Raw genomic sequence first — 25388 nt, forward strand, 5'->3', positions numbered from 1 at the left:
TTTAAAATGCACAACGGGTTACAATTGATAAACAACTTGCCATCATTATTTTAGTAAAATTCTTCCCGTATTCTGCGGCTTGTTCAGATGATCCCATCCAAATCAATAAATCTTTGGCGAATATAAATCCGAAAATACTCAACAGAATTGTAATGATTATCGATAATAAAATTGCTTGCGAAGCACTTTCCGAAGCTTTTTCGGGTTTCTTTTCTCCAATTCTTCGTGCAATAATGGCAGTTGCAGCCATACTTATTCCTATTGAAATCGAATAAACAATTGTTAATAAAGATTCTGTAAGACCAACGGTTTGTATGGCGAAAGCGCTTTCTTTTAAATGTCCTACAAAATATAAATCGACCAATGCAAAGACAGATTCCATCACCATTTCGAACATCATCGGAATTGCTAATAGAAAGACTGATTTTTTGATTGGTAACGCGGTTAAATCTAAGTTTTCGCTTGAAAAAGATTGTTTAATTAACGAAAAAATAGACCCAATTTTGGCTGTTAAAGACTTTTCTACAGTCATTTTTTTGGTTTTAAAAAAATTAAAAATACTTGATAAATTTTTAAATCAAAATGAATTTAACGTTAAGTTGCCGCGAAGTTGTAAGTATTCATTTCAATTAAAATCTGAGAGGATTTTGCCCAAAAATAAATCATTTTTTTCAATACCAATTTATCTTTTTGATTTTATTATCTTTACCAAAACAGCTATACTAAGAAGAAATGAAAAAAACTGCTTTTATTTTATTTAATGTTGCCCTTATGGTAGGAGTGAATGCACAGAGTTACAAGAAAAAGTATCCAGATACAAAAAAAATTGATCATGTTGATACGTATTTTGGAGAGAATGTACAAGATCCATATCGTTGGTTGGAAGACGATTTGTCTGAGGATACGAAGAAATGGGTGATCGAACAAAATAAAGCAACTTATGCTTATTTGAATGAAATTCCATTACGTACACAATTGAAAAAATCGTTGACGGATATCTGGAATTATGAGAAAATTTCGACTCCTTTTAAAGAAGGAGATTATACGTATTACTACAAAAATGATGGTTTACAACAACACTCTGTTTTGTACCGTAAATTAGGTGAAAACGGAACAGAAGAAGTTTTTTTAGACCCGAATAAATTCTCCAAAGATGGTTCTGTTTCGTTGGCTGATGTTAGCTTTTCTAAAGATGGAAGCTTAGTTGCATATTCTATTTCAGAAGGTGGATCAGATTGGAGAAAAGTAATTGTTCTTAACGCAAAAGATAAAACACAAGTTGGAGAAACATTGATTGATGTTAAATTCTCTGGAACAGCTTGGAAAGGAAATGACGGTTTCTATTATTCTTCTTATGATAAACCAAAAGGATCTGAATTATCAGAAAAAACAGATCAACACAAATTATATTACCACAAATTAGGAACGGCTCAGAAAAAAGATCAATTGATTTTTGGAGGAGCAGAAACACCTCGTCGCTATGTTGGTGCTTATTTGACGGATGATGAGCGTTTCTTAATTATTACAGCTGCTAACACAACAACTGGAAATGAATTGTATTATCAAGATTTGTCTCAAGTAAATAGTCCAATCAAAACGATTGTGAATAATTTTGACACAAATACTTCTGTGATTGATAATGATGGAGAAACTTTTTACATTTTTACAAATAACAAAGCTCCAAACAATAAAGTAGTTAAAGCAACTATTTCTGATTTGAGCGAATCTGCTTGGAAAACAGTTATTCCGGAAACTGAAAATGTATTATCTGTTTCTACAGGAGGAGGTTATTTATTTGCTAAATACTTAAAAGATGCAATTTCGGTTGTGGAGCAATACAAATATGATGGATCAAAAGTTCGTCAAATTACATTGCCTGGAGTTGGTTCTGCATCAGGATTTGGAGGGAAAAAATCAGAGAAAGAAATCTATTTCGGATTTTCAAATTATATCACACCATCTACAAGCTACAAATACAATGTAGAAACGGGTTCTTCGAATGTTTACATTAAACCAAATGTGAAATTTAATTCAGATGATTACATTTCTGAACAAGTTTTTTATACGTCAAAAGATGGAACAAAAGTTCCGATGATTATTACGTATAAAAAAGGATTGAAGAAAAATGGTAAAAATCCTACAATCGTTTACGGATACGGCGGATTCAATATTAGTTTAACGCCAGGATTTAGTCCAGCAACTGCTGCTTGGATTGAAAATGGTGGAGTTTACGCTGTTCCAAACCTACGTGGAGGTGGAGAATATGGTAAAAAATGGCACGATGGAGGTCGTCAATTCAATAAATTAAATGTTTTTAATGATTTCATTGCTGCTGCAGAATACTTACAGAAAAACAATTACACTTCACCAGATTTTACTGCATTATCAGGAGGATCTAACGGAGGTTTATTAGTTGGAGCAACAGAAACAATTAATCCAAAAATAGCAAAAGTAGCATTACCTGCGGTTGGTGTTTTAGATATGTTACGTTATCATACATTTACTGCAGGTGCAGGTTGGGGCTATGATTATGGAACAGCTGATGATAGCAAAGAAATGTTCGAGTATTTGAAAGGATATTCACCAGTTCACAATGTAAAAGAAGGAACATGTTATCCTGCTACATTAGTCACAACAGGAGATCATGATGATCGTGTCGTTCCTGCGCATTCGTACAAGTTTGCGGCTAATTTACAAGCGAAACAAGCGTGTGATAATCCAGTTTTAATCAGAATTGAAACAAAAGCTGGTCACGGAGCAGGTCGTTCGACAGAAGTTGTGATCAATGAAACAGCTGATAAGTATGCCTTCACTTTGTGGAACATGGGAATCAAAAAATTGAAATAATTATAATTTAATTCATTCAAAACCATCTGATTATTCAGGTAGATTTTTTAATTTTATAGGGTTAAAAATTTTAAAAATAATGAACACAAAAACATACGCAGCGTTTAATGAAACTGATCCATTAGCGCCACACACAATAGAACGTCGACATTTACATGCGAAAGATATTTTTATAGATATCGAGTATTGTGGAGTTTGTCACAGCGATATTCATACAGCGAAAGGCGATTGGGGAAAACCAAATTATCCAGTTGTTCCAGGGCACGAAATTATTGGTCGAGTAAAAGAAATTGGTTCTGATGTAACAAAGTTTAAAGTTGGAGATTTGGTTGGAGTAGGTTGTATGGTAGAATCTTGTCAACATTGTCATTCTTGCGACGAAGGTTTGGAGCAGTATTGTGAAAATGGTTTTACAGGAACGTACAATTCTAAAAACTCGAAACATGGTGGAATCACTTACGGTGGTTATTCAGAAAACATCGTGGTAGAAGAAGATTTTGTGCTTCACGTACCCGAAAATATCGATGTAAAAGCTGCTGCGCCATTGTTGTGTGCGGGAATTACAACGTGGTCGCCTTTGCGTCACTGGAATGTAAAATCGGGCGATAAAGTTGGTATAATTGGTCTTGGAGGTTTGGGACATATGGGTGTTAAATTTGCAAAAGCAATGGGTGCACATGTTGTAATGATTACAACATCTGAGTCTAAAGGTGAAGATGCAAAGAAACTTGGAGCTGATGAGGTTTTGATTTCGAAAGATGCAACACAAATGAAAGCGCATGCAAATTCATTTGATTTTTTATTGAATACAATTCCTGTAAAACACGATGTTAATCCATATTTACAATTATTAAAATTAGATAAAACAATGTGTATGGTTGGAGCTATCGAGCCTTTAGATGCTGTTCACGGAGGTTTATTGATTATGAAACGTCGTAATTTAGCAGGATCTTTAATTGGAGGAATCAAGGAAACACAAGAAATGTTAGATTTTTGTGGAGAACATAATATTGTGTCTGATGTCGAAATGATCGATATTCAAAACATTAATGAAGCTTACGAGCGAATGATGAAATCTGATGTGAAGTACCGTTTTGTGATTGATATTAAATCATTGAAAGAATCTTAATCTTAGATATAGAAACAAAAAAATCCGCTTAACGAGCGGATTTTTTTTGAGTTTTTAAGTTCTATTTCGCAACAGAATCTTTTGTTGTTCCTGCTGGATTTACAGTTTTCGAAGAATCTACCGTAACTCCTTCTACAGAATCTGCCGAAGGAATTTCTGCTTTTTCAACATTTACAGAATCTTCAATAACTGTTGTTGGTTCTCCTACACTTGTTGGTTCTTGTTTACAAGAAATTGCTGTGAAAGAAATCGCTGCGAAAGCGAATAACGCTAATTTTTTCATTTGATTTTTTTGTTTAATCTATTCTACAAATTATTTTTTCTCTGTTGTTGTAGTCGTAGTTGTTTCAACTTTTACAGGAGTTTCTTTTACAACTGCCGAATCTTTGATAACAACAGAATCTTTTCCTACAGAGTCAATTTTTACAGAATCTTCGATTGTTGTAATCGTGTCATTTTTTACTTCTGTTTCAGTTTTTGTTTCTTTCGATCCAAATAAATTACAAGATGTTAGACCAAATGAAGTTCCGATTACTCCTAATACGATTACGTTTAATGCTAATTTTTTCATAACTTTAATTTTTGATATGTTTAATTGATTTTTTTTTCTTGATTTTTTCAATCATTTTGTTGAACCAAAGTTAAGCAGACATCAAAGTTTTTTGAAGTAAAATAGTTGTAAGATGATTGTAATCCAATCATCTAATATTCAACAAATGTTTTACAACAAAAGAAATCATTTAACAAAGCATTAATAAAGAAATACAACTCAACATATCAAAAAAATTATTTTATTTGTAGTTGTATTAAAAGAAAATTTGTAAAATCGAAATTATTTTACAAAATATTGAAAACCAACTTTATAAATTTTATTTTTTTGAGCAAATTTACAGATATAGAAATTTTCGAAATTCTGAAAAAAACGATTTCAAATCGATTTTTGGAAGAAAATTCTGCTCAATCCGAAAATATCTCCGATTGGAAGGGGCAAGAAATTACATCTTTTCAAGACGATTTATTCAATAAAACCAGATCTACTGTTAGTGAAAAATGGTTTTATACGTATTTTAAGTCAGATTTTAAGAAACTTCCGCGTATTGATATGCTCAATCTTTTGGCGCAATATTGTGGATATAAAAATTGGGCACACTTTCTTAATGTTCAGAAAATCGAACATTTTGGTCCAAATAAGACTGAAGAATCGACGATTGAAGTAACAGAAAACGAAAATTTTTCATCAGAACATATAATTCCAGAAGAATCTGAAGTAGAGATTCCAGCAGATGTTAAACCATCAACAGAAAAAGAAATAATTCCGGTAAAAGAGAAAGTTGCTAAAACAAAACCTAAGCTAAAATTGATTTCGATAATAGCAGCAGCAGTTGTTTTGTTGAGCGGAATTGGAGCAACTATTTATTATTCAATTTTTGGTCAGCGAGAATATGAATTTTGTTTTGTAGATTCGGATAGACAAGCTGCAATTACCAATTCTGTTGAGGTTACAATTATTAGAGATGGTTTTACGCCACTTTATTTATCAACGAAAACAGGTTGTATCAAATTCGAATCGCAAAAAGATACAATCAAGATGTTTGTGAGTTCACCTTATTATAAACAAGATACGTTTAAGGTTAATTTGCATCAATATAATCAGCCAGAAAAGCTTTTGTTAGAGCCAGATGATTATAAAATTATGCTGTATTATTATTCGAATTCAGCAAAAGATCTGAAACAACGAATTTCTAAGCTAAATCAAATGATTGCGGATGATGCGTTGATTTATCAAGTGTATGACAATGATTTTTTTGGTGTAGAGATTCTTTCGAAACAACAATATATCAATTTAGTTACAATGCCTACGACATCGTTAAAGAATTTTTCTTTGATCGAATCGGAAAGGAAAAATGGAAAAATTGTGAAATTAAAATTTAAAATCCAGCAAGATGAGAACGATAAGTAAAATAGTTCAGTTTAGCATGATATTGCTGATGAGTGTTTGGATGATATTATCGTGCAAAGACGATAAATATAAAGGAGATTATAACCCAGAAGCAATAAAAGGTTACAAAAACGAAGCATCGACAGTAAGTAATAAAATGGATTCGGTAGAAGCTGTAAATTTTATTGCAAAGCAAAAATTGCGCGAGTTTTTCGAGCTTTCGGCACTGGCATCTAATACCAATGATACGGTTGTTGATAGTTTGTTGAGAGATCAATTGTTATCTTATTTTCCTAAAAAAGATACGACCGAAATATTTTCGTTATTGAGAGAACTTCGTTCAAAAAAAGTAACATTTACTTCCGTTTCTAAATTTGCAATTTTACCAAAAGATTCAATTACACCTGACTCTATCAAGCGAATTGCGTATACAATTAATTATTTCAATTCGGATAAAAAATTAATCGAAACCAATAATCATGTTGGGGTATTTGTGTTAAAACAAGAGCCGATCAAATTTCAACGAGAGTTTAAATTCTATTTTAGAACGTTAAATGATAAAAAAGACTCGATTCAGAAAGATTCAATTCCGTCTGGAGTAATACAAAAATCAAGAGGAAAATCGCCGAAATAAGCGTCTTCAATATATTCGATAGGTCTAAAATAAGTTAGACCTATTTTTTTTGAATCAGCTCTACATCTTGCCAAAAACTTATCATAATATCCTCCTCCGTAACCTACACGATTTCCTTTTTTATCGGCAACAAACATTGGAATAAAAATAACATCAATAGCTTTAGAATCAATTTCTGAATACTGAATAGGTTCTGGAATTTGAAGTGAATTTAATACCGTTTCGAAACCTTTTTCTACTTTACAATTAATCATATCATCGCCAATAACCAAAGGCAAAACGACCTCTTTTTGTTGTTGAAATAGCCAATTTATGATTGGATAAGTATTGATTTCGTTATTTTTTTCGATAGGTAAGAAAATATGAAAAGTCTGATCTGTAGAAAAATCTAATTGTTTAATGTGTTCGAAAATTTGATCACTCAAGTTATTCACTTCTTCTTTAGTGAATGATTTTCTCAACGTTCGGTAATATTTTCTAGCTTCAGATTTTGTCATTTCTTCGTAGTTTGATACGAAGTTAAGAAATTATTAAAGTAAAAAAGTAGAGAGTAAGAAATTCAATTAATTCAGAAAAACTAATACAAAAATAAAACAAGCGATTGCCATAAATAACAATAAGTTAACAGGTTTTACTTTCATTTTACTAAACAAAGACTTTTTGTAAGTTTTGTGAATTCTCTTCGGTTTTGACATTTTTAATTTCGTTATCAATTCTATTATCTAGATGCAAATATGGTAAAAAGGTTGCTTATAAAAAATGCGGGAAACCGTAATTGTCTTTTATGTGGTTGTGTATTAATCCAATAAATTTTAAAAATAAAAAAATCCATCAAAATTTTGATGGACTTTTTATATAGCTAATGTTTTAATCTATATTTCTTTTACTGTAATTATATTTACAGGGCAAGCTTTGGCAGCACGTTCGCAATTATCTACGATAGAATGATCAGGATCTTTCAACGTGTGGAAACCTTTTTTATCAATTGCTTTTAATAAAACAGATTTACCGTCTTTTTTTGACATTCTGAATCGTTCTGGTGCTAACTCATAACAATAGTTGCATCCGATGCATTTATCGCGTTGTAACGTAATAATGACCATTGATAACTATTTTTTTAATGAGAATAAGCGCCTTCTTCAACACTATTTTGTTGCGTTCCTGGCTCTTCTACTTTTACTAATTTGTATAATTTATCAGATGGACGAATTCTAAATTCCATCGGAATTGTAATCGAATCACCTTTTTTAGCTGTATCAGATTTTACATCTTCCACCATCATTTCTGTTACCACCATTTCTTTGGCTCCAGTTGTTGGTCCTGTAACTAAAATTAAATCTCCAATTTTCAAATCATAGGCATCAATTACAAATTGACCAATACTTGGTTTTGGGAAGAAATGAACTCCTTTTCCGATATAAACTTTTTTCTGAGTTGCCATAGAACCTGGAACAGCAGACCATTCTCCTAATTTTTGACCTAAATAATATCCAGACCAAAAACCACGATTATAAACAGTTTGCAATAATCCCATCCAGTAATCCACTTTTTCTTTTGAATATGTTTTATCCGCAATAGAATCAATCGCTTCTCTATACGCACGAATTACAGTTGCAACGTATTCTGGAGCACGTCCACGACCTTCAATTTTCAATACTTTTACACCAGCATCAACCACTTCATCCAAAAATTCCATTGTACAAAGGTCTTTTGGCGACATCATGTATTCGTTATCTAATTCGATTTCGAAACCAGATTCTTGGTCGATTACCGTATATTTTTTACGACAGTTTTGTTTACAAGCTCCACGATTTGCAGAAGAATTGTGCGAATGTAAGCTCAAGTAACATTTACCTGAAACAGCCATACACAATGCTCCGTGACCGAAAATTTCGATTTCAACTAAATTTCCACTCGGTCCACGAACATCATCTTTGATAATCTGTTCACAAATCTTTTTCACTTGTTTCAAACTCAATTCACGCGACAATACCATTGTATCAGCAAACATTGCATAGAATTTTACTGTTTCGATATTCGTAACGTTAATTTGTGTCGAAATATGAATCTCAATCCCAATTTGTCTTGCATAAGCAATAACAGATTGATCCATCGCAATAACAGCCGTAATATTTGCTTCTTTTGCTCTGTCCAATAAGTTTTTGATTAAAGATAAATCGTGATCGTATATAATTGTATTTAAAGTAAGGTAAGAACGCACACCTTTTTCTTCACAACGTCTTACGATTTCTGGTAAATCGTCCATTGTAAAGTTTATTGATGCTCTCGCACGCATATTCAACTGCTCAACTCCGAAATATACAGAATCAGCTCCATTATCTAAAGCCGCTTGTAACGATTCGAAATTCCCAGCAGGAGCCATCAACTCCATTTTTCCATCTTTGGTCATACGAAAATTCTGATTTTAAGGTGCAAAGGTACAACAAAAAATACAAGTGATTAAGTTATTTATAATCAAGTTAAATTTTTGAGAATGAATTTACTTTGAAGTTTAAGTTAGTTTTTAGCATAATATTTGTTGTCAAACAATAAATGATATTCCATGAAAAAAATTATTTTATCAAGTATTTTAAGTATCGGTTTATTTGCCTCTTGTGCTTCAACTAAAGAATTGAAACAAGGAGAAGAATTGTTAACAGTTGCTCCAGAAACAAGAGAATGTACCGCAGGAGTTGCAAAAATGCAATGTATGATGGTAAAAGAAGCAAATGCAGCTGAATGGCAATATTTTTATAATCAGATTGAAGGATTTAAGCATGAACCAGGTTATGAATATCAAATTATTGTTTCAAAATCTGAAATTGAAAATCCACCAGCAGATGCATCTTCATTAAAATATAAGTTAGTAAAAGTTGTAAGTAAAAAATTAGCAACAATGAAATAATTTGAATCTACTTCAAAGAATTTCGAGTAATTTTGTAAAATGTTAATAGAAAGTCTTCAAAATCCAAGGATTAAAAACTTGCTGAAATTGCAAGAAAAATCGAGAGAACGTAAAAATCAAGGTTTATTTATTGTGGAAGGAACACAAGAAAATGAATTAGCTGTAAAAGGTGGTTACGAAGCGGTTGAAATTTATATTTGCGAAGATATTTATAACAAATCAATTGATTTTGGACAGGCAAAAGTATTTACAATTACCAAACAAGTTTTTGAAAAGCTTGCGTATAGAAAATCGACAGGCGGAATTATCGGTGCCTATAAAACGAAATCTTCGACATTAACGGATTTACAATTACCAGAAAATGCGTTGGTTGTTGTTTTGGAAGCTGTAGAAAAACCAGGGAATCTTGGTGCAGTTTTACGAACTGGAGATGGAGCAAAAGTAGATGCTGTAATTGTTTGTGATGAAACAGTTGATTTTTTCAATCCGAATGTGATTCGTTCTTCGGTTGGAACATTGTTTACCAATCAAATTACATCAGCAAGTAAAGAGGATGTTTTGGATTTCTTAAAGTCGAAAAATATTCAAGTTGTTTCAACATTTTTGAGAGATGAAACAAAGAATTTATACGAGACTGATTTTACAAAATCATCTGCGATTATTTTAGGAACTGAAGCAACAGGACTTTCGGATTTTTGGGCTGATCATTCAGATTCGTTGATTAAAATTCCGATGTTAGGTTTTGTAGATTCACTGAACGTAAGTAATGCTGCAGCGATTTGTGTTTACGAAGCAGTGAGACAAAGACAATAAGAGATATAATATTAAAAATAAAAGCCACTTCGAAAGAAGTGGCTTTTATTTTTTTAAGTTATCAACCAAATTTTTTCATGCGCTTTGCAGCCTCATTCAACCAAGGTTGATAATTACAGTGTTTTTGTATCGCTTGATAAATTCCGTTGCTATTCGGATCTTTTGGATCAAGTTCATAGATTAATGAATTAATAAATCCGTTTTTTATCGATTGACTTTTGATGTTTTCCAATAAAGTATCTGGGGAAAGACCTTGATATAATTTTTCTTGTAAGTTTGTTAAGACAATATTACGGTAACTCTGATACGTTCTATAATCCTCGTCATTATCTAAATCAATTTTGTCTAATTCTGTCAAAAAATTAACGGGTAATTGTTGTGAAGCAGGATTGTAGTAAGTGTACGAATCCTTGTATATGTACAACAAATTGATAAAATCGTAATTTAAATTCGTTTTTTCTGTTTTGATGAATGAAGAATTAACTTCTAATTTTTCTAAATTTTCGAAAACTTTTTGATGAAACTTTTTGATTTGATTTTTGAAATCTGGCGGAGCAAGTTTAAATAATTCGGTATGTTCAGTTAAGAATTTATCCGTTTTAAAACTTTTGTCAACCAAATAATTGTTTCGATTTTTTCCTATTCCAGAGAATTTGAAATTATTCTCCAAATGTTTTAAATCTGTATTTAGAATCAAACTATCACCTGGAATCAAATAAATTGTAAACTCTTCGCGCTCGATAGAAAGTGTTTTGTAGCCTTCGTCAACTAACTGAAGAGTATCCGAAAAGTTTCCATCAAAATCTAAAGCAAAAGCTTTTTCACGATTATTCAATAATAGATAAATGCTATCTGTTTGCGCATTTGCGATTCGTCCACTAAAGTAGACAAGTTCACCTTTTTCTTTTTTAGGCGAACAACTGTAAATTGTAATTAAAAGTAGTAGGAGAAATCTCCACAACGTCTTCATTTTCATTTTTCTCTCTGCCTCACAAAAGTAGAAAATTATTCTTCGTTTTGATGAATTTCGAAGTAAGAATCTATCTTAAAATTTTCTGGTTTATTTGCTGCCGCAACCGCCAATTTATCAGCTTCTTCGTTCCAATGATGTCCAGCATGACCTTTTATCCATTGAAATTTTACGCGATGAATTTTATAAACCTCTAAAAATCTTTTCCACAAATCAGCATTCTTCTTTCCTTTGAAATTCTTTTGCACCCAACCAAAAACCCAACGTTTTTCCACAGCATCTACCACATATTTAGAATCCGTCACAATAGTAATCTCCGTGTTGGTGAACTTTAGCGTTTCCAAAGCCGTAATAACTGCCAACAATTCCATTCGATTATTGGTTGTTAGTCGAAAACCTTGAGAAATTTCTTTTTTGACTTTTTTCTCGGTTTCCAACAAAATACAACCAAATCCTCCTGGACCAGGATTTCCCAACGACGAACCGTCTGTATATGCTACAATCGCCATGTTTTATGGTTTGTAATTTAACATTGTATCAATTGTTTGACGCGCAACAAAATGATAATTTGGACGCGCATCTTTATAAATATTCTTCGCTAAATCCAATTGATTAGATTCTTTTAAAGCTAAATATAAAGGCTCTAAAAATTTACGACGACCAACATTTACCAAGAATTCTTTTGCATTTGTGTTGACTTTATCGTAATGCATTAAAAATGCTTTTTCGTACCAAGCACATTCAATTTCTGGATTTTTTGAATTTGTAAAATCATAAATAGCATCCAAATAAGCTAAATCTTCTTTCGTGTTTTTAGTCGTATCAATTTGACGAATAAAATGAACCCATTCGTTTGTAGATTTCGTAGATATCGCCACTTTTTTCGGAGCAACTTTATTTCGCCCGTTTTTAATATCTTGCTGTAACTGTGCTTCTGCTAAATCGAATAATTTTGAAGTAGGTTTTTTCAAATCTTTTGGCCAACCTGTGTTATAAATCCATTCTTGAACAAAAGAATCGTCTCCATTTGTCAAATTAGTTTTCAAATACTCCACAAATTTTTCTGTCGTCATCGTTTGGAAAGCGTGCGAAGAAAAATATTGATTCAAGAATTTATCAAATTTTTTACGACCATATTTATCTTCTAACATTTTCAAAAATAAATAACCTTTATCGTACGGAACATCAGAAAAAGCATCATCAGGATTTGCACCTTTCATGTTCACTTTTAATGAAGTATATTTTTCTGGAATATTTTTCATCGACGTTTCCAAATCTTGAAAACCGATTACCGAAATCATATCTGCATAATCTTTTCCTTCTAATTCTTCCATAATTCTACGTTCGAAATAAACTGTAAATCCTTCATTTACCCAGAAATCATCCCAAGAAGAATTCGTTACTAAATTTCCAGACCAAGAATGCGCCAATTCGTGTGCAATCAAATTCGTCATCGAACGATCACCTACAATTGCAGTTGGTGTTGCGAATGTTAAACGCGGATTTTCCATTCCACCAAAAGGAAACGAAGGCGGTAAAACCAATACATCAAATTGTTCCCAAGGATATTTTCCGTACAATTTCTCGGCAGCCGTTACCATTTTTCCCATGTCGGCAAATTCCCACGCAGCAGCTTTCAATAAGCCAGGTTCTGCATAAACTCCCGTTCTGTTATCGATTGGTTGATATTGTACATCACCAACAGCCAAAGCAATCAAATAAGGTGCAATTGGTTGAGGCATTTTGAACGTGTAAACACCTTCTGCATTTTTCTCTTTCGGATTGATTGCACTCATCAAAGGCAACAAATCTTTTGGCGTTTTTACTTTTGCATCATACGTTAAGCGAACACTTGGTGTATCCTGAATTGGAATCCAAGAACGCGTTAAAATCGCTTGTCCTTGCGACAATAAAAACGTATGCTTTTTATCGTGAGTTTGTTGTGCATTTAACCATTGTAAGGCATTTGCGTCTGGAGAAGTTTTGTAGAAAACTTTTACAATTGTATCATTTGGCGTAACATCAATGATTAAGGCTTGACCTTTAATAGAATCTTTTTCACCTAATTTGTATGTTGTTTTTTTTCCATTCGCTAATAAAACTGAATCAATTATTAGTTTTTCGGTATCTAAAATCAATTGTTTTGCTTGATTATTTTCGAATGTATAAGCCGCCGAACCTTTGATTTGATGCTTATCGAAATCAGTTTCGATATCTAAACTCAAATGTTTGATGCGAGTTTTATCTAAATCAGCAAAAGTTTGATTATCCTTTGCTTCAGTTTCTGTGGTAGAAGTGATTTGTTTATTGCAACTAACCGCCGTTAAAGCCGTTCCTAATGCGATATAAACTAAATTTTTCATTGTTCTAAATCTTTTAAAATCATGTTGTAAGCAGCTTCTTTCAGCGCCACTTTATCGTTTTTTACATTCAAATCTTTCGTTTCGAAAGTCGCCAATAATCGAACTTTTATTTTCCCTGGATATCCTCGAAACCAATTGAATGGAAACATTTTATTAACACCGTGAATCGCCAAAACAGCCAAAGGTGTTTGTGTTTCAATCGCAATGTTAAACGCTCCATCTTTGAAAGGATCCAAATAAATTTTGAATTCTTTGTCGTTTGTAACGCCGCCTTCAGGAAAAATAAAAATACTCAGATTTTTGTCTAACTTTTTCTTTGCTTCGGGATAAACAAGTGCTTTACTACGTGCACTTTTTCGGTCGACAGGGATACAAATTCGTTCGAATATTCGTCCAAAGATAGGGATTTTAAGCAATTCTGCCTTGCCTACAAATACGATTGGATGATGTTTTAGAATAGTCAACATCAACATAATATCCATCACCGAAGTATGATTAGCTATAAAAACATAATTTTCTTTTGGATCGAGTGGAACAAGTTTTTTGTAATCTATTCTAAATCCTGTTCCATACAAAACAAATTTTCCCCAATATCTTATAAATGGGTAGATGTAAGGAAATGTTTTATCGAAGTTTGCTAAAGGTAATACGATAAAAACACCAATTGTTAGGACATAAATTGCGGCTAATAAAATCATCCAAATGCGCCAAATAAGGACGAAGAAACCTGTGATGTATTTCATTGAGTTGGTTTAGTTGGGTAAAGATATGGAGAAAATGAAAACTAAACCTATGTTCCTATTTTTTCAAAAACTTCAAAATGGCTTCATTTAATACTTTTGGTTGCTCGAAAGGAACATAATGTGTCGAATTTGGAATAATCAATAACTCTGCTTTTGAAATATTTTGTTGAATTTCTTTAGTATGACTCTCTTTTACTTCATCTTTTTCTGCAGCAATGACCAATACAGGATTTTGAATTTTATTTAATTCTAGTTTAGTAATTTTTGGTTCATTTAACATCAATTTGATTAAGCGTAAATTCGTATTTTCTGAAGATCTATTTACTAAACTTTTCAAATTCTCAATCAGTTCTTCGCTTACTCCATTTGGATTAAGAACTGCTCCAATTGTTATAATTTTATTAACTAATTCAGGATGTTGAGTATTGATAATTAAAGCTGTGTTTGCACCATCACTCCAACCAACAAGATTTACTTTCTTTAGATTAAGTTTTTGTATCACTTGAAGTAAATCGTTTGAAAATTCTTCATAAGTGTAAGGTGTATTTGTCAAATCTGTACTTCTCCCTTGTCCGCGCGTATCAAGAACAATTACTCGATAATGCTTGGCAAAAAATGGAATTTGTTGATAAAAATCTTCTATACTTCCGTTATTTCCATGTAAAAAAATCAAAGGCTCACCTTGTCCATATTCTTCATAATAAATCTTTGCATCGTTTATGTCAATATATTTTCCTAACTTATTTTTTCCATAAATCAACTTTTTAGCATTCTCTTTATGTTGATAATATGAAATTAATTCTTTTGTTTTTGTATCAATTTCTTCAGGCTTTTCCTCATTTATAGTCAATTTATCTTTTGAATATAAAAGATCTAAGTTGGCGATAAAAACGCCTTCGGAAGCTTCCCAATTACCTTGACTTTGATACCTAAACAATAAATCTTTTGCTAAAGATTTTTTAGCCGAAACACCAAAAACAAAATCTTCTTGATCTAATTTTTTATAACCAACTAATTGTAGTGTTGCAGCAATTTGATCAACATTTTTGAATCGAAATTTATAAGGTGTTAAATTAATTTTTTGCCATCCTGTTGTAGAAGTTTTATAAATAATGTTTTTATCTAAAATGGATTCTACGGGTAACCCATTTTTGACCGAATAAATATTAACTTTCAGCGTTATTTCTTCAAATTTAGAACTTGGAATAATATGAAAATTAAACGCATTCAGTTTTGTAGTTGGGTAAATTTCAAAAATATTTCCTTGTTCAATTGTAGGTACATTTTCATCAAACATTTTAGAAAAAGTAAGCATCGGACGAGTTTTTTGTCCAATAATTTTCTCTTTCATTTTTTCTGTTTTCAGTGTCACCTCTGACAATGAAATTGATTTTTCAGTTAATATAACAACAGAACTTTGTTGAATATCATGAACCGATTTTGAAGTTAAATTATAACCTGACGCATCAAAAACTAAATGAGTTTTAGTTAAATTTTCGGGAATTTCGATAGAAAATTGACCATTTTCATCTGTAATTGCTCCAACTTCTGAATTTTCTATTCCAATAGAACAGTATGAAATTGGCAAATTATTACTGTCTTTTACAGTTCCTTTCACTTGAATTTGGGCTTGAACGATTGTACAAATACTTAAAATTAATCCAAAAAAATAGTTGCTCATGACTTTGTTGTTTGCTATATGACGCATTGTTTTTAAAAAGGTTACATTAATCGTTTATTAATTATTTCATAAAATTTTCATCTAAAACGTTATCGTAATAATATTGGTTTTGAGATGAGCATGAAATGATTAAATTTGTTAAGGAAAGAATACTAAAAATATTATGGCTTTAAATACAATCAATCCAACAACTACGAATGCTTGGAATGCGTTAGAGAAACATTTTCAAACGATTCAACATACGTCAATCAAAGAATTATTTGCTCAAAATGCAAATCGTTTTGAAGAATTTTCGATTCAATATCCTTCATTATTAGTGGATTATTCGAAAAATAGAATTAATGAAGAAACGATTCAACTTTTGGTTGATTTAGCGAAAGAAATGGATGTTGATACAGCAATTCAGCAAATGTTTGAAGGAGATGTCATTAACGTTACTGAAAAACGTGCTGTTCTACATACAGCTTTACGCAATCGCTCTAATGAAGAAGTTTTGGTTGACGGAAAAGATGTGATGCCTCAAATTAATGAGGTGTTAGATCAGATGAAATCTTTTTCGGAGAAAGTAATTTCGGGTGAATGGAAAGGTTTTTCAGGAAAAGAAATTACAGACGTTGTCAACATTGGAATTGGAGGTTCTGACCTTGGACCTGTGATGGTGACGGAAGCATTGAAACATTATAAAACTCGTTTGAATATTCATTTTGTTTCGAATATTGATGGAACGCATTTAGCAGAAACTTTTAAAGAAATAAATCCAGAAACAACCTTATTTATTGTTGCTTCAAAAACATTTACAACGCAAGAAACGATGACAAATGCGTTTTCGGCAAAAGAGTGGTTTTTGAATTCTGATGCGCAAGAAGCTGATGTAGCGAAACATTTTGTGGCGTTATCGACAAATGCAGAAGGCGTTGCAAATTTCGGAATTGATACAGCAAATATGTTCCAATTTTGGGATTGGGTTGGCGGTCGTTATTCGTTGTGGAGCGCGATTGGTTTGAGCATTGCTTTGGCAGTTGGTTTCGATAATTTCGAAGAATTGTTAGAGGGAGCGCATGAAATGGATGTGCATTTCAAGACAGAAACTTTAGATCAAAATATACCAGTTGTTTTAGCGCTTTTAGGAATTTGGTACAACAATTTCTTTGGTGCAGATTCGGTTGCTTTGCTACCTTATGAACAATATTTATCGCGCTTTGCAGCATATTTTCAGCAAGGAGATATGGAAAGTAATGGTAAATATGTTGGTCGTGATGGAAAAAAAGTAGATTATGAAACGGGACCAATTATTTGGGGAGAACCAGGAACAAATGGACAACATGCTTTTTATCAATTAATTCATCAAGGAACAAAATTAATTCCAGCCGATTTTATTGCAGGAGCTAATTCGTTGAATGTTTTAGGCGACCATCATGCAAAATTATTATCAAACTTTTTTGCTCAAACAGAAGCTTTAGCTTTTGGAAAAGATGAAGAAACGGTTGTTGCTGAATTAGAAAAAGCAGGGAAATCGAAAGAAGAAATTGATTTCTTAACTGCTTTCAAAATTTTTGAAGGAAATCGTCCTACAAACTCAATTTTATATCAAGTATTGACTCCAAAAGTTTTAGGAAATTTAATTGCGATGTACGAACACAAAATTTTTGTGCAAGGTGTTATTTGGAATATTTTCTCTTTTGATCAATGGGGAGTAGAGTTAGGAAAACAATTAGCAAATGTGATTTTACCAGAGTTAGAAAATGATGAACAAGTTACTTCTCATGATGCTTCTACAAATGGATTAATCAATGCTTATAAATATTGGAGAAAATAATTTATCAATACAATTACTAAAAAATCCGCTCAATGAGCGGATTTTTTTATGAATTTTTGTGACCAGTTTCTTTTAAAAATAAGGTTAGAATAATGGCAATAAATATTCCAATGATCCAAAACCAAATTGCTTGATGATAATGTACAGTTTTATCTGTAACATTTACAATTTCGTTTCCATATAATTTAGCAAAAACAGGATTAACTAGAGAAGTTACACCAAATGTCAAAAAGTTTTGAACTCCAGTTGCAGAGCCTTTTACATAATCTGGATTAGCTTCTTTGATAACCGAATATGGGATCATTGCGACTCCAGAGAAAAGCCCAAAAATGAAAAATGTAACTTTTATTGGAATTAAATCTGAAAGATAAATGAGTTGTATAAACATCAGGATCATTCCGATACAACCAAAAAGAATAACAGATTTTCTTTTTCCTATTTTATCCGTTATATAACCCATTAATGGACATCCAACTACCCAGCCTAGTGACGCCATAGCAGCAGTCATAGCAGCATTGTGAGCATCAAAACCTAAGTCTAATTTGAAAAAAGGAACAGCCCAAGTCATGGCAAAAATTGTTGTCGGTATAAATAATAATCCAGAAATAATACCAGTTAACCAAGAATTTGGATTGCTGAAAATAATTTTGAAAGGTTCAATAAAAGAGGTTTGTTTACTTTTTTCGATCTCTTCTTCAGACGATTTTGGAGTTATGAACAGCATTGCTACAGCTGGAATTATACATAAAACTCCAGCAATTATCCAAAATGTTTTATATCCAAAACCATTTTCTAATAATGGCGCAACCACAAATTGTCCTGCCGCTCCTCCAAGCATTCCTATACATTGAGAGAAGCCTATTGCTGTTGCTAAAGATTTTGATGAGAATCCTTTGGTTGCTAAATAGACACAACCAGGAAAAGCAAATGCGCTACCTGCTCCTTGTAATAATCTGCCTGTTGTTCCAGCAAATTGGGAGGAAACAATAAATAAAATACATCCTATTCCGAGTATAAAACACCCTGCAAACATCGAATATCTTGCACCAAATTTGTCTAAACATATTCCAGCAATTAAAGCGAATATCGAATAAGAGTAATAATATGTTCCAATGAGAGAAACTAAATTTTCTTTAGAAATGTTGTAATTCTGAGCCAAATCTGTGATCATTAATGAAGGCGCAGAACGAGTTGCGTAATCAATGAAATAAAAGATTAAGCCTAAAACCCATGCAATGATGAAAAGTTTTTTACTTGATTGTGTGATAGATGATGGTTGATTCATTATAAATCTTTTAAATGTTTATAATTGGATTTAATCGTTTCCATTACCTCATTCATTTTTCCACCTAACATTAGTTTCGCCATAGATTTTGTCATTCCAATCATTTGATCAAGATCTACTTTTGGAGGCATTGCTAAAGCGTTTGGATTTGTAAATACATTTAATAAATACGGTCCATTATGCGCAAAAGCTCTTCCGATTGCATCAGGTAAATCATCAGGATTTTTAACCGATTCGCTTTCTATTCCCATTGCTTTTCCAATCAAAGTAAAGTCAGGATTTTCCATATCTGTTTCATTGTCAGGTAAACCAGCAACTTCCATTTCCAATTTGACCATTCCTAATGTTCTATTATTAAAAATAATTAGTTTAACAGGTAGATTATATTGTTTGATGGTTGCTAAATCTCCTAATAACATTGAGATTCCACCATCTCCACACATCGCAATAATTTGTCTATCAGGATATGCCATTTGTGCACCAATCGCTTGAGGCATTGCATTTGCCATAGAACCATGATTAAAAGATCCTAACATTTTCCTTTCCCCCGTACCCGTTATATAACGTGCTCCCCAAACACAACACATTCCTGTATCAACTGTAAAAATAGCATCTTTTGTAGCTAACTCATCTAATAAATAAGCTGCATATTCGGGTTGAATGGCATTTTCTTTTCCTTTTTCATGAACAAATGTCATTTTGCTTTCAAGAACTTTCTTGTACATTTCTAATTGACTATCCAAAAAATCTTTGTCTTGCTTAGGTTCTAATAACTCAATTAATTCGTTAATTGTTTCTTTTGCATTTCCGACTAATCCTAAATCAATTTTAGCTCTTCGTCCAAGTTTAGAGCCATCTGAATCAATTTGAATGATTTTTTTATCTGTTGGAATAAAATCTTTATAAGGAAAATCGGTACCAATCAAAATAATTAAATCAGCTTTGTGCATAGCATGATAAGCAGATGGTTGACCAAGTAATCCTGTCATTCCTATTTCATTTGGATTATTGGGTTGAATACTCATTTTTCCTTTGAACGAATATCCAACTGGAGCATGCAAATGACGAGAAAGTTTTATAACTTCTTCATTTGCTTGAGATGCGCCAATTCCACAGAATAAGGTAATATTATTAGCATCATTTATAATAGAAGCAGCTTCTCTTAATTCAGTTTTATTTGGAGTAATAATAGGTTGATTGAAATAGAAATTCGAGGTATAATTACTTTCAACGGCTTCCATTTCTGCAATATCTCCTGGAAGTCCAATAATTGCAACATCTTTTTTTGAAATAGCATGTTGTATTGCTGTTTGTACCATTCTAGGAACTTGTTCTGCTCGAGTTATAATTTGATTATAACAACTACAATCATCAAAAAGTTTAATAGTATTCGTTTCCTGAAAATAATCTGTACCAAATTCTATTGTAGGCAGAGTAGAGGCAATTACAACTAAAGGAGTTCTTGATTTATGCGCTTCATAAACTCCGTTAATCAAATGTACATGACCAGGACCAGAACTTCCAGCGCAACATCCAATCCCATTCAATTCTGATTCGGCAGTAGCAGCTATTGCTCCAGCTTCTTCATGTCTTACATGAACCCAATCAATTTTGTCACTTTGTTTAACTGCAATATTAAAAAAATTGAGACTATCACCAGTTACTGCATAAACACGTTTTATATTCGCTTTTTCTAGTAATTCTACAATTTGATGTGCTACATTCTTTCCCATAATAAAGTATTTTTTTGATTGTGACTAACAAGTTATGAAATTATAGGATAAAAATGTTTAAAATAAGTGTTAAATATTTGAATATTAAATTGTTGAAAAACAAAAAAGCCTGTTGAAAAACAGGCTTAAAATTAACACATGAGGACAAAATTTACTCTACTAAATCTTATACGTACATGAATATTTCAATATTTGTGCCAAAACTATATTTGACATAAAAAATAATTGCACAATCTATTTAACTGCTTTAATTTTTCCATTCATTGTTGCAAAATGTCCTGGGAAAGAGCATAAAAAATCATAAGTACCTTCTTCTAAGGTAAATTTGATTTGATCATTTTCTTTACCACCTAACAATTTTGTGTGCGCAATAATTTCTGATTGTAATTCTGTCGGAATATAATCTGTCGCCTTAGCAGAAGCCGCTGTATTTGCAAAAGCAGAAGCATCAGAACCTGGTTTTAATAAAATAAAATTATGTCCCATTGCTTCTTTTGACATTTCACCAGCATTCATTAAGATTAAAGTTACTTCTTCGCCAGCTTTCACTGTAAATTCAGTTTTATCGTAGCGCATATCATCACTTGCTTTCAAAACAATATGGTTGTTTGTAGCAGGCGTAGCTGTAGAAGTTTCAGCATCTTCTGATGGAGCTGTACTATAATCTATTTCTGGTTGAGTTGATTCATCTTTCTTAGAACCTCCGCAGCTCATCATCAAAATTGCCGCGAAACTCATCAAAGCTATTTTTTTCATTATTTCAATTTTTTGTTTGATATAAAAATAATGAAATTCAGTAACTTAAAAAAGTTTACTCAGTCTAAATAGAACTGATTTTAAACAGATAAATTTCTAAGGAATATCCAAATATTTGTGTGTTTGTAAAGAATAACGCCATTTTGGATTTTCTTTTACATATTCCACAATCAATGGAAGGTTTTTGTCGCGTTTGCTCCACTCTGTTTGTAAGAAAAGCGTACAATCTTTTCCAACTCGAGCAGCTTGTTCTTCAGCAAATTGAAAATCGTGATTATTGAACACAATACATTTCAATTCATTTGCAGCTTCGCAAACTTCGTCTAACGGCAACATTAATTTCTTAGGAGAAAGACAAACCCAATCAATTTCTCCGCTCAACGGATAGGCACCCGAAGTTTCAATATGGATTCTTGCACCTTTTTCGTGTAGTTTTTTTGTCAAATAAGTCAAATCCCACATTAAAGGTTCTCCTCCTGTAATGATGATTGTTTTGGCTTGAGAAGTTGCCAAATCCACCAATTCATCCACATTAGTTAAGGGATGCTTTTCAGCATCCCAACTATCTTTTACATCGCACCAATGGCAACCAACATCACAACCTCCTAATCGAATAAAATAAGAAGCCACACCTGTGTACATTCCTTCACCTTGAATTGTGTAAAAATGCTCCATAACAGGCAATAATTTCCCTTCTTGTATCAATTGTTGTTCTTCTGCAGTTGTTGATGCAATGTGTATCATAATTTTATTTTTTGTTGTTGTATGCCAACAATGTGTTTTTTAATAACATAGCGCGTGTCATTGGTCCAACTCCTCCTGGAACTGGCGTTATCCACGATGCTTTTTCTTTTACATTATCAAAATCTACATCACCAGCTAATCTAAATCCTCGTGGATTAGTTTCGTCATCAACGCGTGTAATTCCTACGTCAACGATAACCGCTCCAACTTTTACCATATCAGCTTTTAAGAAACCAGGAACACCTAATGCAGTGATCACAATATCAGCTTCTTTTGTAAATTGTTCTAAATTTTGAGTTTTCGAATGAGTTAATGTTACTGTACTGTTTCCAGGATTTCCGTTTTTACTCATCAAAATACTCATTGGGCGACCAACGATGCGAGAACGACCAATCACAACTGTATGTTTACCAGCTGTATCAATGTTGTAACGCTCTAACATTTCCATAATTCCGTAAGGTGTAGCAGGTAAAAATGTTTCCATTTCTAACGCCATTTTACCAAAATTCATCGGTTGAAAACCATCTACATCTTTCTTAGGATCAATTGCATTGATAACCGCTTCTTGATCGATGTGTTTTGGTAATGGCAATTGCACGATAAACCCGTCCAATGTATCATCATTGTTCCATTTTTCAATTTCTGCAATCAAATCTTCTTGAGAAATTGTATCAGGCAAACGTAATTCTGATGACTCGAAACCTACAAAATGACAATCCTTGATTTTATTGTCAACATAGGTCTGAGAAGCACCATTACTTCCTACTAAAATTGCACCCAAATGTGGTACACGAACTCCTTGGTCCTTGTAATTCTGCACCAGCTCCTTGATCTCTTGTTTGATCTCTTTTGCCAGTTTAATACCGTCTAAAATTTGCATTGTTTTGTTGTGTTTGCGCAAAGATACGGACAAATTGGAAAATAAATCATTAAGTTTTGAGTTGATGATTTTCTGATTAAATAGAAAAACCACTTCGTTGTGAAGTGGTTTTAGCATTATTGATATTTTTTCTGCGATTCTTTTAAGTAATTAAAAACTTGTGTTGTGTTCATTTTTTTTAGAATTTATATTAAAAATAAACATGCCAGTTTCGAAATTGAAATAATAATCTTTTTCTCCATTTTTCAATTGAAACCATTCCAACAAACCATTTGTAAGATTAACACCAATCCAATTGATTTGTGAAGTTTTCAGATCGAAAATAAAATTATCATTCGGATTATTTGTGGTGATATAATGTGTTTTGTCGTCCAAAACATATAAAACACCACTTCCTTGAAACGCTTTCATTTTTAAGAATTTTGATTGTAGATTTCCAAAGTTATAACGCAAAACTGCTTTAAATTCTACATTTGGAGGAACTTGTGTTAACAAAGCATTTTGTTTCTTTTCGCGTGATTTACTTGCCCAAAAAGTTATTCCAAGAAGTAGTGCAAATGGAGAAAAAAACAAAATAATGATGATAGTAATGAAAGAATGTTATCCATAGTAGGTTGATTTAGGTTGTGTTAAGATACAAAAAAAAAGCTGTTAGTTTTCTAACAGCTTTTTTGAAATTTTATAAAGTTTGATTTTATTACAAATTACTCATTTTTTCTTCCACAACTTTTCGTTCTTGCGCAATCAAATTATCTTCTTCTGTCGGAAATTGAAAAATTCCAGAATTGATGCTTTCAATGCGTTTCAAGACTTCGTAAGATGCTTTTGCTTTTGTAAAATCTTCTCGATTGAGATAAATACGAATCGCTTTCATAAACGTCAAAATATTTTTCTTTTTCAATTCATCTGCCAACAAAAATTGATCGCGTTCTTCGTTTGCTTCCAATAAAGTCGACAAATTATTATCATCAATTTTGTAATACGATTGTAACATTTGATTGAAAATAATCAAAAAACCTTCATCTGCATTTCCAACTTCTAACGAAATGATTCGAGCCAATGTTTTGTTTAATTCTTGAATATATTTTGAAATAAAATCTTGTTTAATCATCTTAATCTAATTTTTTAGACAACTTTTCGAAAGTTTTTTTTGCGTTTTTATCTTCGTATAAAATCTTATGAACAGCGTTGATAATTGGCGCTTTTATTTGGTATTGCTCATTCATAATTGCCACACCTTTTGTCGCATAGTAACCTTCGGCAACCATATTCATCTCCAAAATAGCAGATTTTACGGTGTAACCTTTTCCAATCATATTTCCGAACATTCGATTTCGTGAAAAGAACGAATATCCTGTTACTAACAAATCGCCTAAATAAGCCGAATCGTTAATTTTACGCTTCATTGGACTTGCGGTTTTTAAAATATGATTCATTTCTCGAATCGCATTACTCATCAAAACTGCTTGGAAATTATCTCCATAACCCAAACCATGCGCTATACCTGCTGCAATCGCGTAAATATTTTTCAATACCGCGCCAAATTCAGTTCCGTAAATATCGTTTGAAAGTTTCGTTTTGATAAAATCACATGCTAAACAATCCGCAACAACTTGTGCTTTGTTTTCGTCTTGCGCCGCAATTGTTAAATAAGAAAGACGCTCCAAAGCAACTTCCTCAGCGTGACAAGGACCACTTACAATTCCTAATTGTTCTTCTTTTACATCGAATTTATCAAACAAATATTGTCCAACCAATTGATAATGATCTGGAATAATTCCTTTGATTGATGTTACTACAAATTTATCTGTCAACGGAACAGTTAATTTACTCAAACAATCGACAACGTAAATAGATGGCACAACCAAAAAGATGATATCCGAATTCATGACAACTTCGTTGATATCCGTTGAAATTTTAAGCTTTTCTGACTTAAATTCGACATCAGTTAAATAATTTGGATTGTGTCTATTTCGCTCTAAATATCCTTTTACGTATTCATCTTTTACCCACCAGTTGAAAGTTTCAAGGTTTTTATTCAGCATTTTTGCAATCGCAGTTGCCCAGCTTCCATTCCCTATTAATCCAACTTTACGATTAGATAACTCTATCATAATATATGTATTGAATAGACAAAGTTAATTAATTTG

The 25388-nt window shown here is 32.3% G+C and carries 25 protein-coding genes and 1 pseudogene; 7 read left to right on the top strand and 19 right to left on the bottom strand.

What is annotated here, in order from left to right:
• Positions 1 to 19 precede the first annotated feature (19 nt).
• Positions 20 to 532, bottom strand: a pseudogene (locus B3M86_RS03665) (MATE family efflux transporter); the annotation flags it as partial.
• Positions 533 to 732: 200 nt separating this feature from the next.
• Between B3M86_RS03665 and B3M86_RS03670 the strand changes: the two are divergent.
• Positions 733 to 2847, top strand: a complete 2115-nt coding sequence (locus tag B3M86_RS03670) for a prolyl oligopeptidase family serine peptidase (RefSeq protein WP_291075485.1) — start codon at positions 733 to 735, stop codon at positions 2845 to 2847.
• A 79-nt stretch (positions 2848 to 2926) separates the two neighbouring features.
• A complete protein-coding gene (locus B3M86_RS03675) occupies positions 2927 to 3976 on the top strand; it encodes an NAD(P)-dependent alcohol dehydrogenase (protein WP_219034651.1) in 1050 nt (349 codons plus the stop codon).
• 61 nt (positions 3977 to 4037) lie between these two features.
• Here B3M86_RS03675 and B3M86_RS03680 read toward each other — a convergent pair whose 3' ends face one another.
• Positions 4038 to 4259, bottom strand: coding sequence for a hypothetical protein (locus B3M86_RS03680; RefSeq protein WP_125349179.1), 222 nt, complete (start codon positions 4257 to 4259; stop codon positions 4038 to 4040).
• A gap of 30 nt (positions 4260 to 4289) precedes the next feature.
• Positions 4290 to 4547, bottom strand: coding sequence for a hypothetical protein (locus B3M86_RS03685; protein ID WP_286495840.1), 258 nt, complete (start codon positions 4545 to 4547; stop codon positions 4290 to 4292).
• Positions 4548 to 4853: 306 nt separating this feature from the next.
• Between B3M86_RS03685 and B3M86_RS03690 the strand changes: the two genes are divergently transcribed.
• Entirely contained in the window at positions 4854 to 5936 is a 1083-nt protein-coding gene (locus B3M86_RS03690; RefSeq protein WP_038336552.1) for a hypothetical protein, read from the top strand.
• Positions 5920 to 6549: a hypothetical protein gene (locus B3M86_RS03695; RefSeq protein WP_280049494.1), complete on the top strand. Its 630-nt coding sequence runs from the start codon at positions 5920 to 5922 to the stop codon at positions 6547 to 6549. The genes B3M86_RS03690 and B3M86_RS03695 overlap by 17 nt, the downstream gene beginning before the upstream one ends.
• Here B3M86_RS03695 and B3M86_RS03700 read toward each other — a convergent pair.
• The 3 genes from B3M86_RS03700 to B3M86_RS03710 all read right to left on the bottom strand — a co-directional run bounded on the left by B3M86_RS03700 (position 6489) and on the right by B3M86_RS03710 (position 8959).
• Complete coding sequence (locus B3M86_RS03700) at positions 6489 to 7046, bottom strand: 5-formyltetrahydrofolate cyclo-ligase (RefSeq protein WP_280049495.1); 558 nt, start codon at positions 7044 to 7046, stop codon at positions 6489 to 6491. The two genes, B3M86_RS03695 and B3M86_RS03700, sit on opposite strands and share 61 nt — an antisense overlap.
• A gap of 375 nt (positions 7047 to 7421) precedes the next feature.
• Positions 7422 to 7652, bottom strand: coding sequence for a ferredoxin (locus B3M86_RS03705; RefSeq protein WP_291053483.1), 231 nt, complete (start codon positions 7650 to 7652; stop codon positions 7422 to 7424).
• A gap of 14 nt (positions 7653 to 7666) precedes the next feature.
• Positions 7667 to 8959: a peptidase U32 family protein gene (locus B3M86_RS03710; protein WP_280035167.1), complete on the bottom strand. Its 1293-nt coding sequence runs from the start codon at positions 8957 to 8959 to the stop codon at positions 7667 to 7669.
• 153 nt (positions 8960 to 9112) lie between these two features.
• Here B3M86_RS03710 and B3M86_RS03715 point away from each other — a divergent pair, with 153 nt between their 5' ends.
• Positions 9113 to 9454 carry a DUF4377 domain-containing protein gene (locus B3M86_RS03715; RefSeq protein ID WP_219034657.1) on the top strand — a complete coding sequence of 114 codons (342 nt, stop codon included), beginning with the start codon at positions 9113 to 9115 and terminating at the stop codon, positions 9452 to 9454.
• Positions 9455 to 9493: 39 nt separating this feature from the next.
• Complete coding sequence (locus B3M86_RS03720; RefSeq protein ID WP_291075483.1) at positions 9494 to 10267, top strand: TrmH family RNA methyltransferase; 774 nt, start codon at positions 9494 to 9496, stop codon at positions 10265 to 10267.
• Between the two features lie 61 nt (positions 10268 to 10328).
• Here B3M86_RS03720 and B3M86_RS03725 read toward each other — a convergent pair whose 3' ends face one another.
• Genes B3M86_RS03725 through B3M86_RS03745 form a run of 5 tightly spaced genes read right to left on the bottom strand, consistent with a single transcriptional unit; the run spans position 10329 to position 16024 of the window.
• Entirely contained in the window at positions 10329 to 11237 is a 909-nt protein-coding gene (locus tag B3M86_RS03725; RefSeq protein WP_291078973.1) for a hypothetical protein, read from the bottom strand.
• Between the two features lie 35 nt (positions 11238 to 11272).
• Entirely contained in the window at positions 11273 to 11746 is a 474-nt protein-coding gene (rnhA, locus tag B3M86_RS03730; RefSeq protein WP_038336544.1) for a ribonuclease HI, read from the bottom strand.
• A gap of 3 nt (positions 11747 to 11749) precedes the next feature.
• Positions 11750 to 13600 (bottom strand): M1 family metallopeptidase, encoded by a 1851-nt coding sequence (locus B3M86_RS03735; RefSeq protein ID WP_291075481.1) that lies wholly within the window; start codon positions 13598 to 13600, stop codon positions 11750 to 11752.
• Complete coding sequence (locus B3M86_RS03740) at positions 13597 to 14343, bottom strand: lysophospholipid acyltransferase family protein (protein WP_286495845.1); 747 nt, start codon at positions 14341 to 14343, stop codon at positions 13597 to 13599. Before B3M86_RS03740 ends, B3M86_RS03735 begins: the two co-directional genes overlap by 4 nt.
• Positions 14344 to 14398: 55 nt before the next feature.
• A complete protein-coding gene (locus tag B3M86_RS03745) occupies positions 14399 to 16024 on the bottom strand; it encodes an alpha/beta fold hydrolase (RefSeq protein ID WP_291046169.1) in 1626 nt (541 codons plus the stop codon).
• Positions 16025 to 16187: 163 nt separating this feature from the next.
• Here B3M86_RS03745 and pgi point away from each other — a divergent pair, with 163 nt between their 5' ends.
• The gene (pgi, locus tag B3M86_RS03750) at positions 16188 to 17840 is read left to right on the top strand and encodes a glucose-6-phosphate isomerase (protein WP_291046171.1); all 1653 of its coding nucleotides are present in this window, start codon (positions 16188 to 16190) and stop codon (positions 17838 to 17840) included.
• Positions 17841 to 17886: 46 nt separating this feature from the next.
• Here the strand turns inward: pgi and B3M86_RS03755 are convergent, their stop codons facing one another.
• From B3M86_RS03755 to B3M86_RS03790, 8 genes are all read right to left on the bottom strand, one after another.
• Positions 17887 to 19125: an MFS transporter gene (locus tag B3M86_RS03755; RefSeq protein WP_291075479.1), complete on the bottom strand. Its 1239-nt coding sequence runs from the start codon at positions 19123 to 19125 to the stop codon at positions 17887 to 17889.
• Positions 19125 to 20858, bottom strand: coding sequence for a thiamine pyrophosphate-dependent enzyme (locus B3M86_RS03760; RefSeq protein ID WP_286495849.1), 1734 nt, complete (start codon positions 20856 to 20858; stop codon positions 19125 to 19127). Before B3M86_RS03760 ends, B3M86_RS03755 begins: the two co-directional genes overlap by 1 nt.
• A 234-nt stretch (positions 20859 to 21092) precedes the next feature.
• A complete protein-coding gene (locus tag B3M86_RS03765) occupies positions 21093 to 21614 on the bottom strand; it encodes a plastocyanin/azurin family copper-binding protein (protein ID WP_180905630.1) in 522 nt (173 codons plus the stop codon).
• A gap of 96 nt (positions 21615 to 21710) precedes the next feature.
• A complete protein-coding gene (locus B3M86_RS03770) occupies positions 21711 to 22358 on the bottom strand; it encodes a 7-carboxy-7-deazaguanine synthase QueE (RefSeq protein WP_052217917.1) in 648 nt (215 codons plus the stop codon).
• A gap of 4 nt (positions 22359 to 22362) precedes the next feature.
• Positions 22363 to 23238, bottom strand: coding sequence for a bifunctional 5,10-methylenetetrahydrofolate dehydrogenase/5,10-methenyltetrahydrofolate cyclohydrolase (locus tag B3M86_RS03775; protein WP_291075489.1), 876 nt, complete (start codon positions 23236 to 23238; stop codon positions 22363 to 22365).
• Between the two features lie 150 nt (positions 23239 to 23388).
• Entirely contained in the window at positions 23389 to 23811 is a 423-nt protein-coding gene (locus B3M86_RS03780; protein WP_286495472.1) for a hypothetical protein, read from the bottom strand.
• Between the two features lie 124 nt (positions 23812 to 23935).
• Positions 23936 to 24349, bottom strand: coding sequence for a hypothetical protein (locus B3M86_RS03785; RefSeq protein ID WP_291075477.1), 414 nt, complete (start codon positions 24347 to 24349; stop codon positions 23936 to 23938).
• Between the two features lies 1 nt (position 24350).
• Positions 24351 to 25352 carry an NAD(P)H-dependent glycerol-3-phosphate dehydrogenase gene (locus B3M86_RS03790; RefSeq protein WP_291075475.1) on the bottom strand — a complete coding sequence of 334 codons (1002 nt, stop codon included), beginning with the start codon at positions 25350 to 25352 and terminating at the stop codon, positions 24351 to 24353.
• Positions 25353 to 25388 lie beyond the last annotated feature (36 nt).

It is taken from the genome of Empedobacter sp. UBA6305 (genome assembly GCF_002440405.1).
Lineage (GTDB): Bacteria > Bacteroidota > Bacteroidia > Flavobacteriales > Weeksellaceae > Empedobacter > Empedobacter falsenii_B.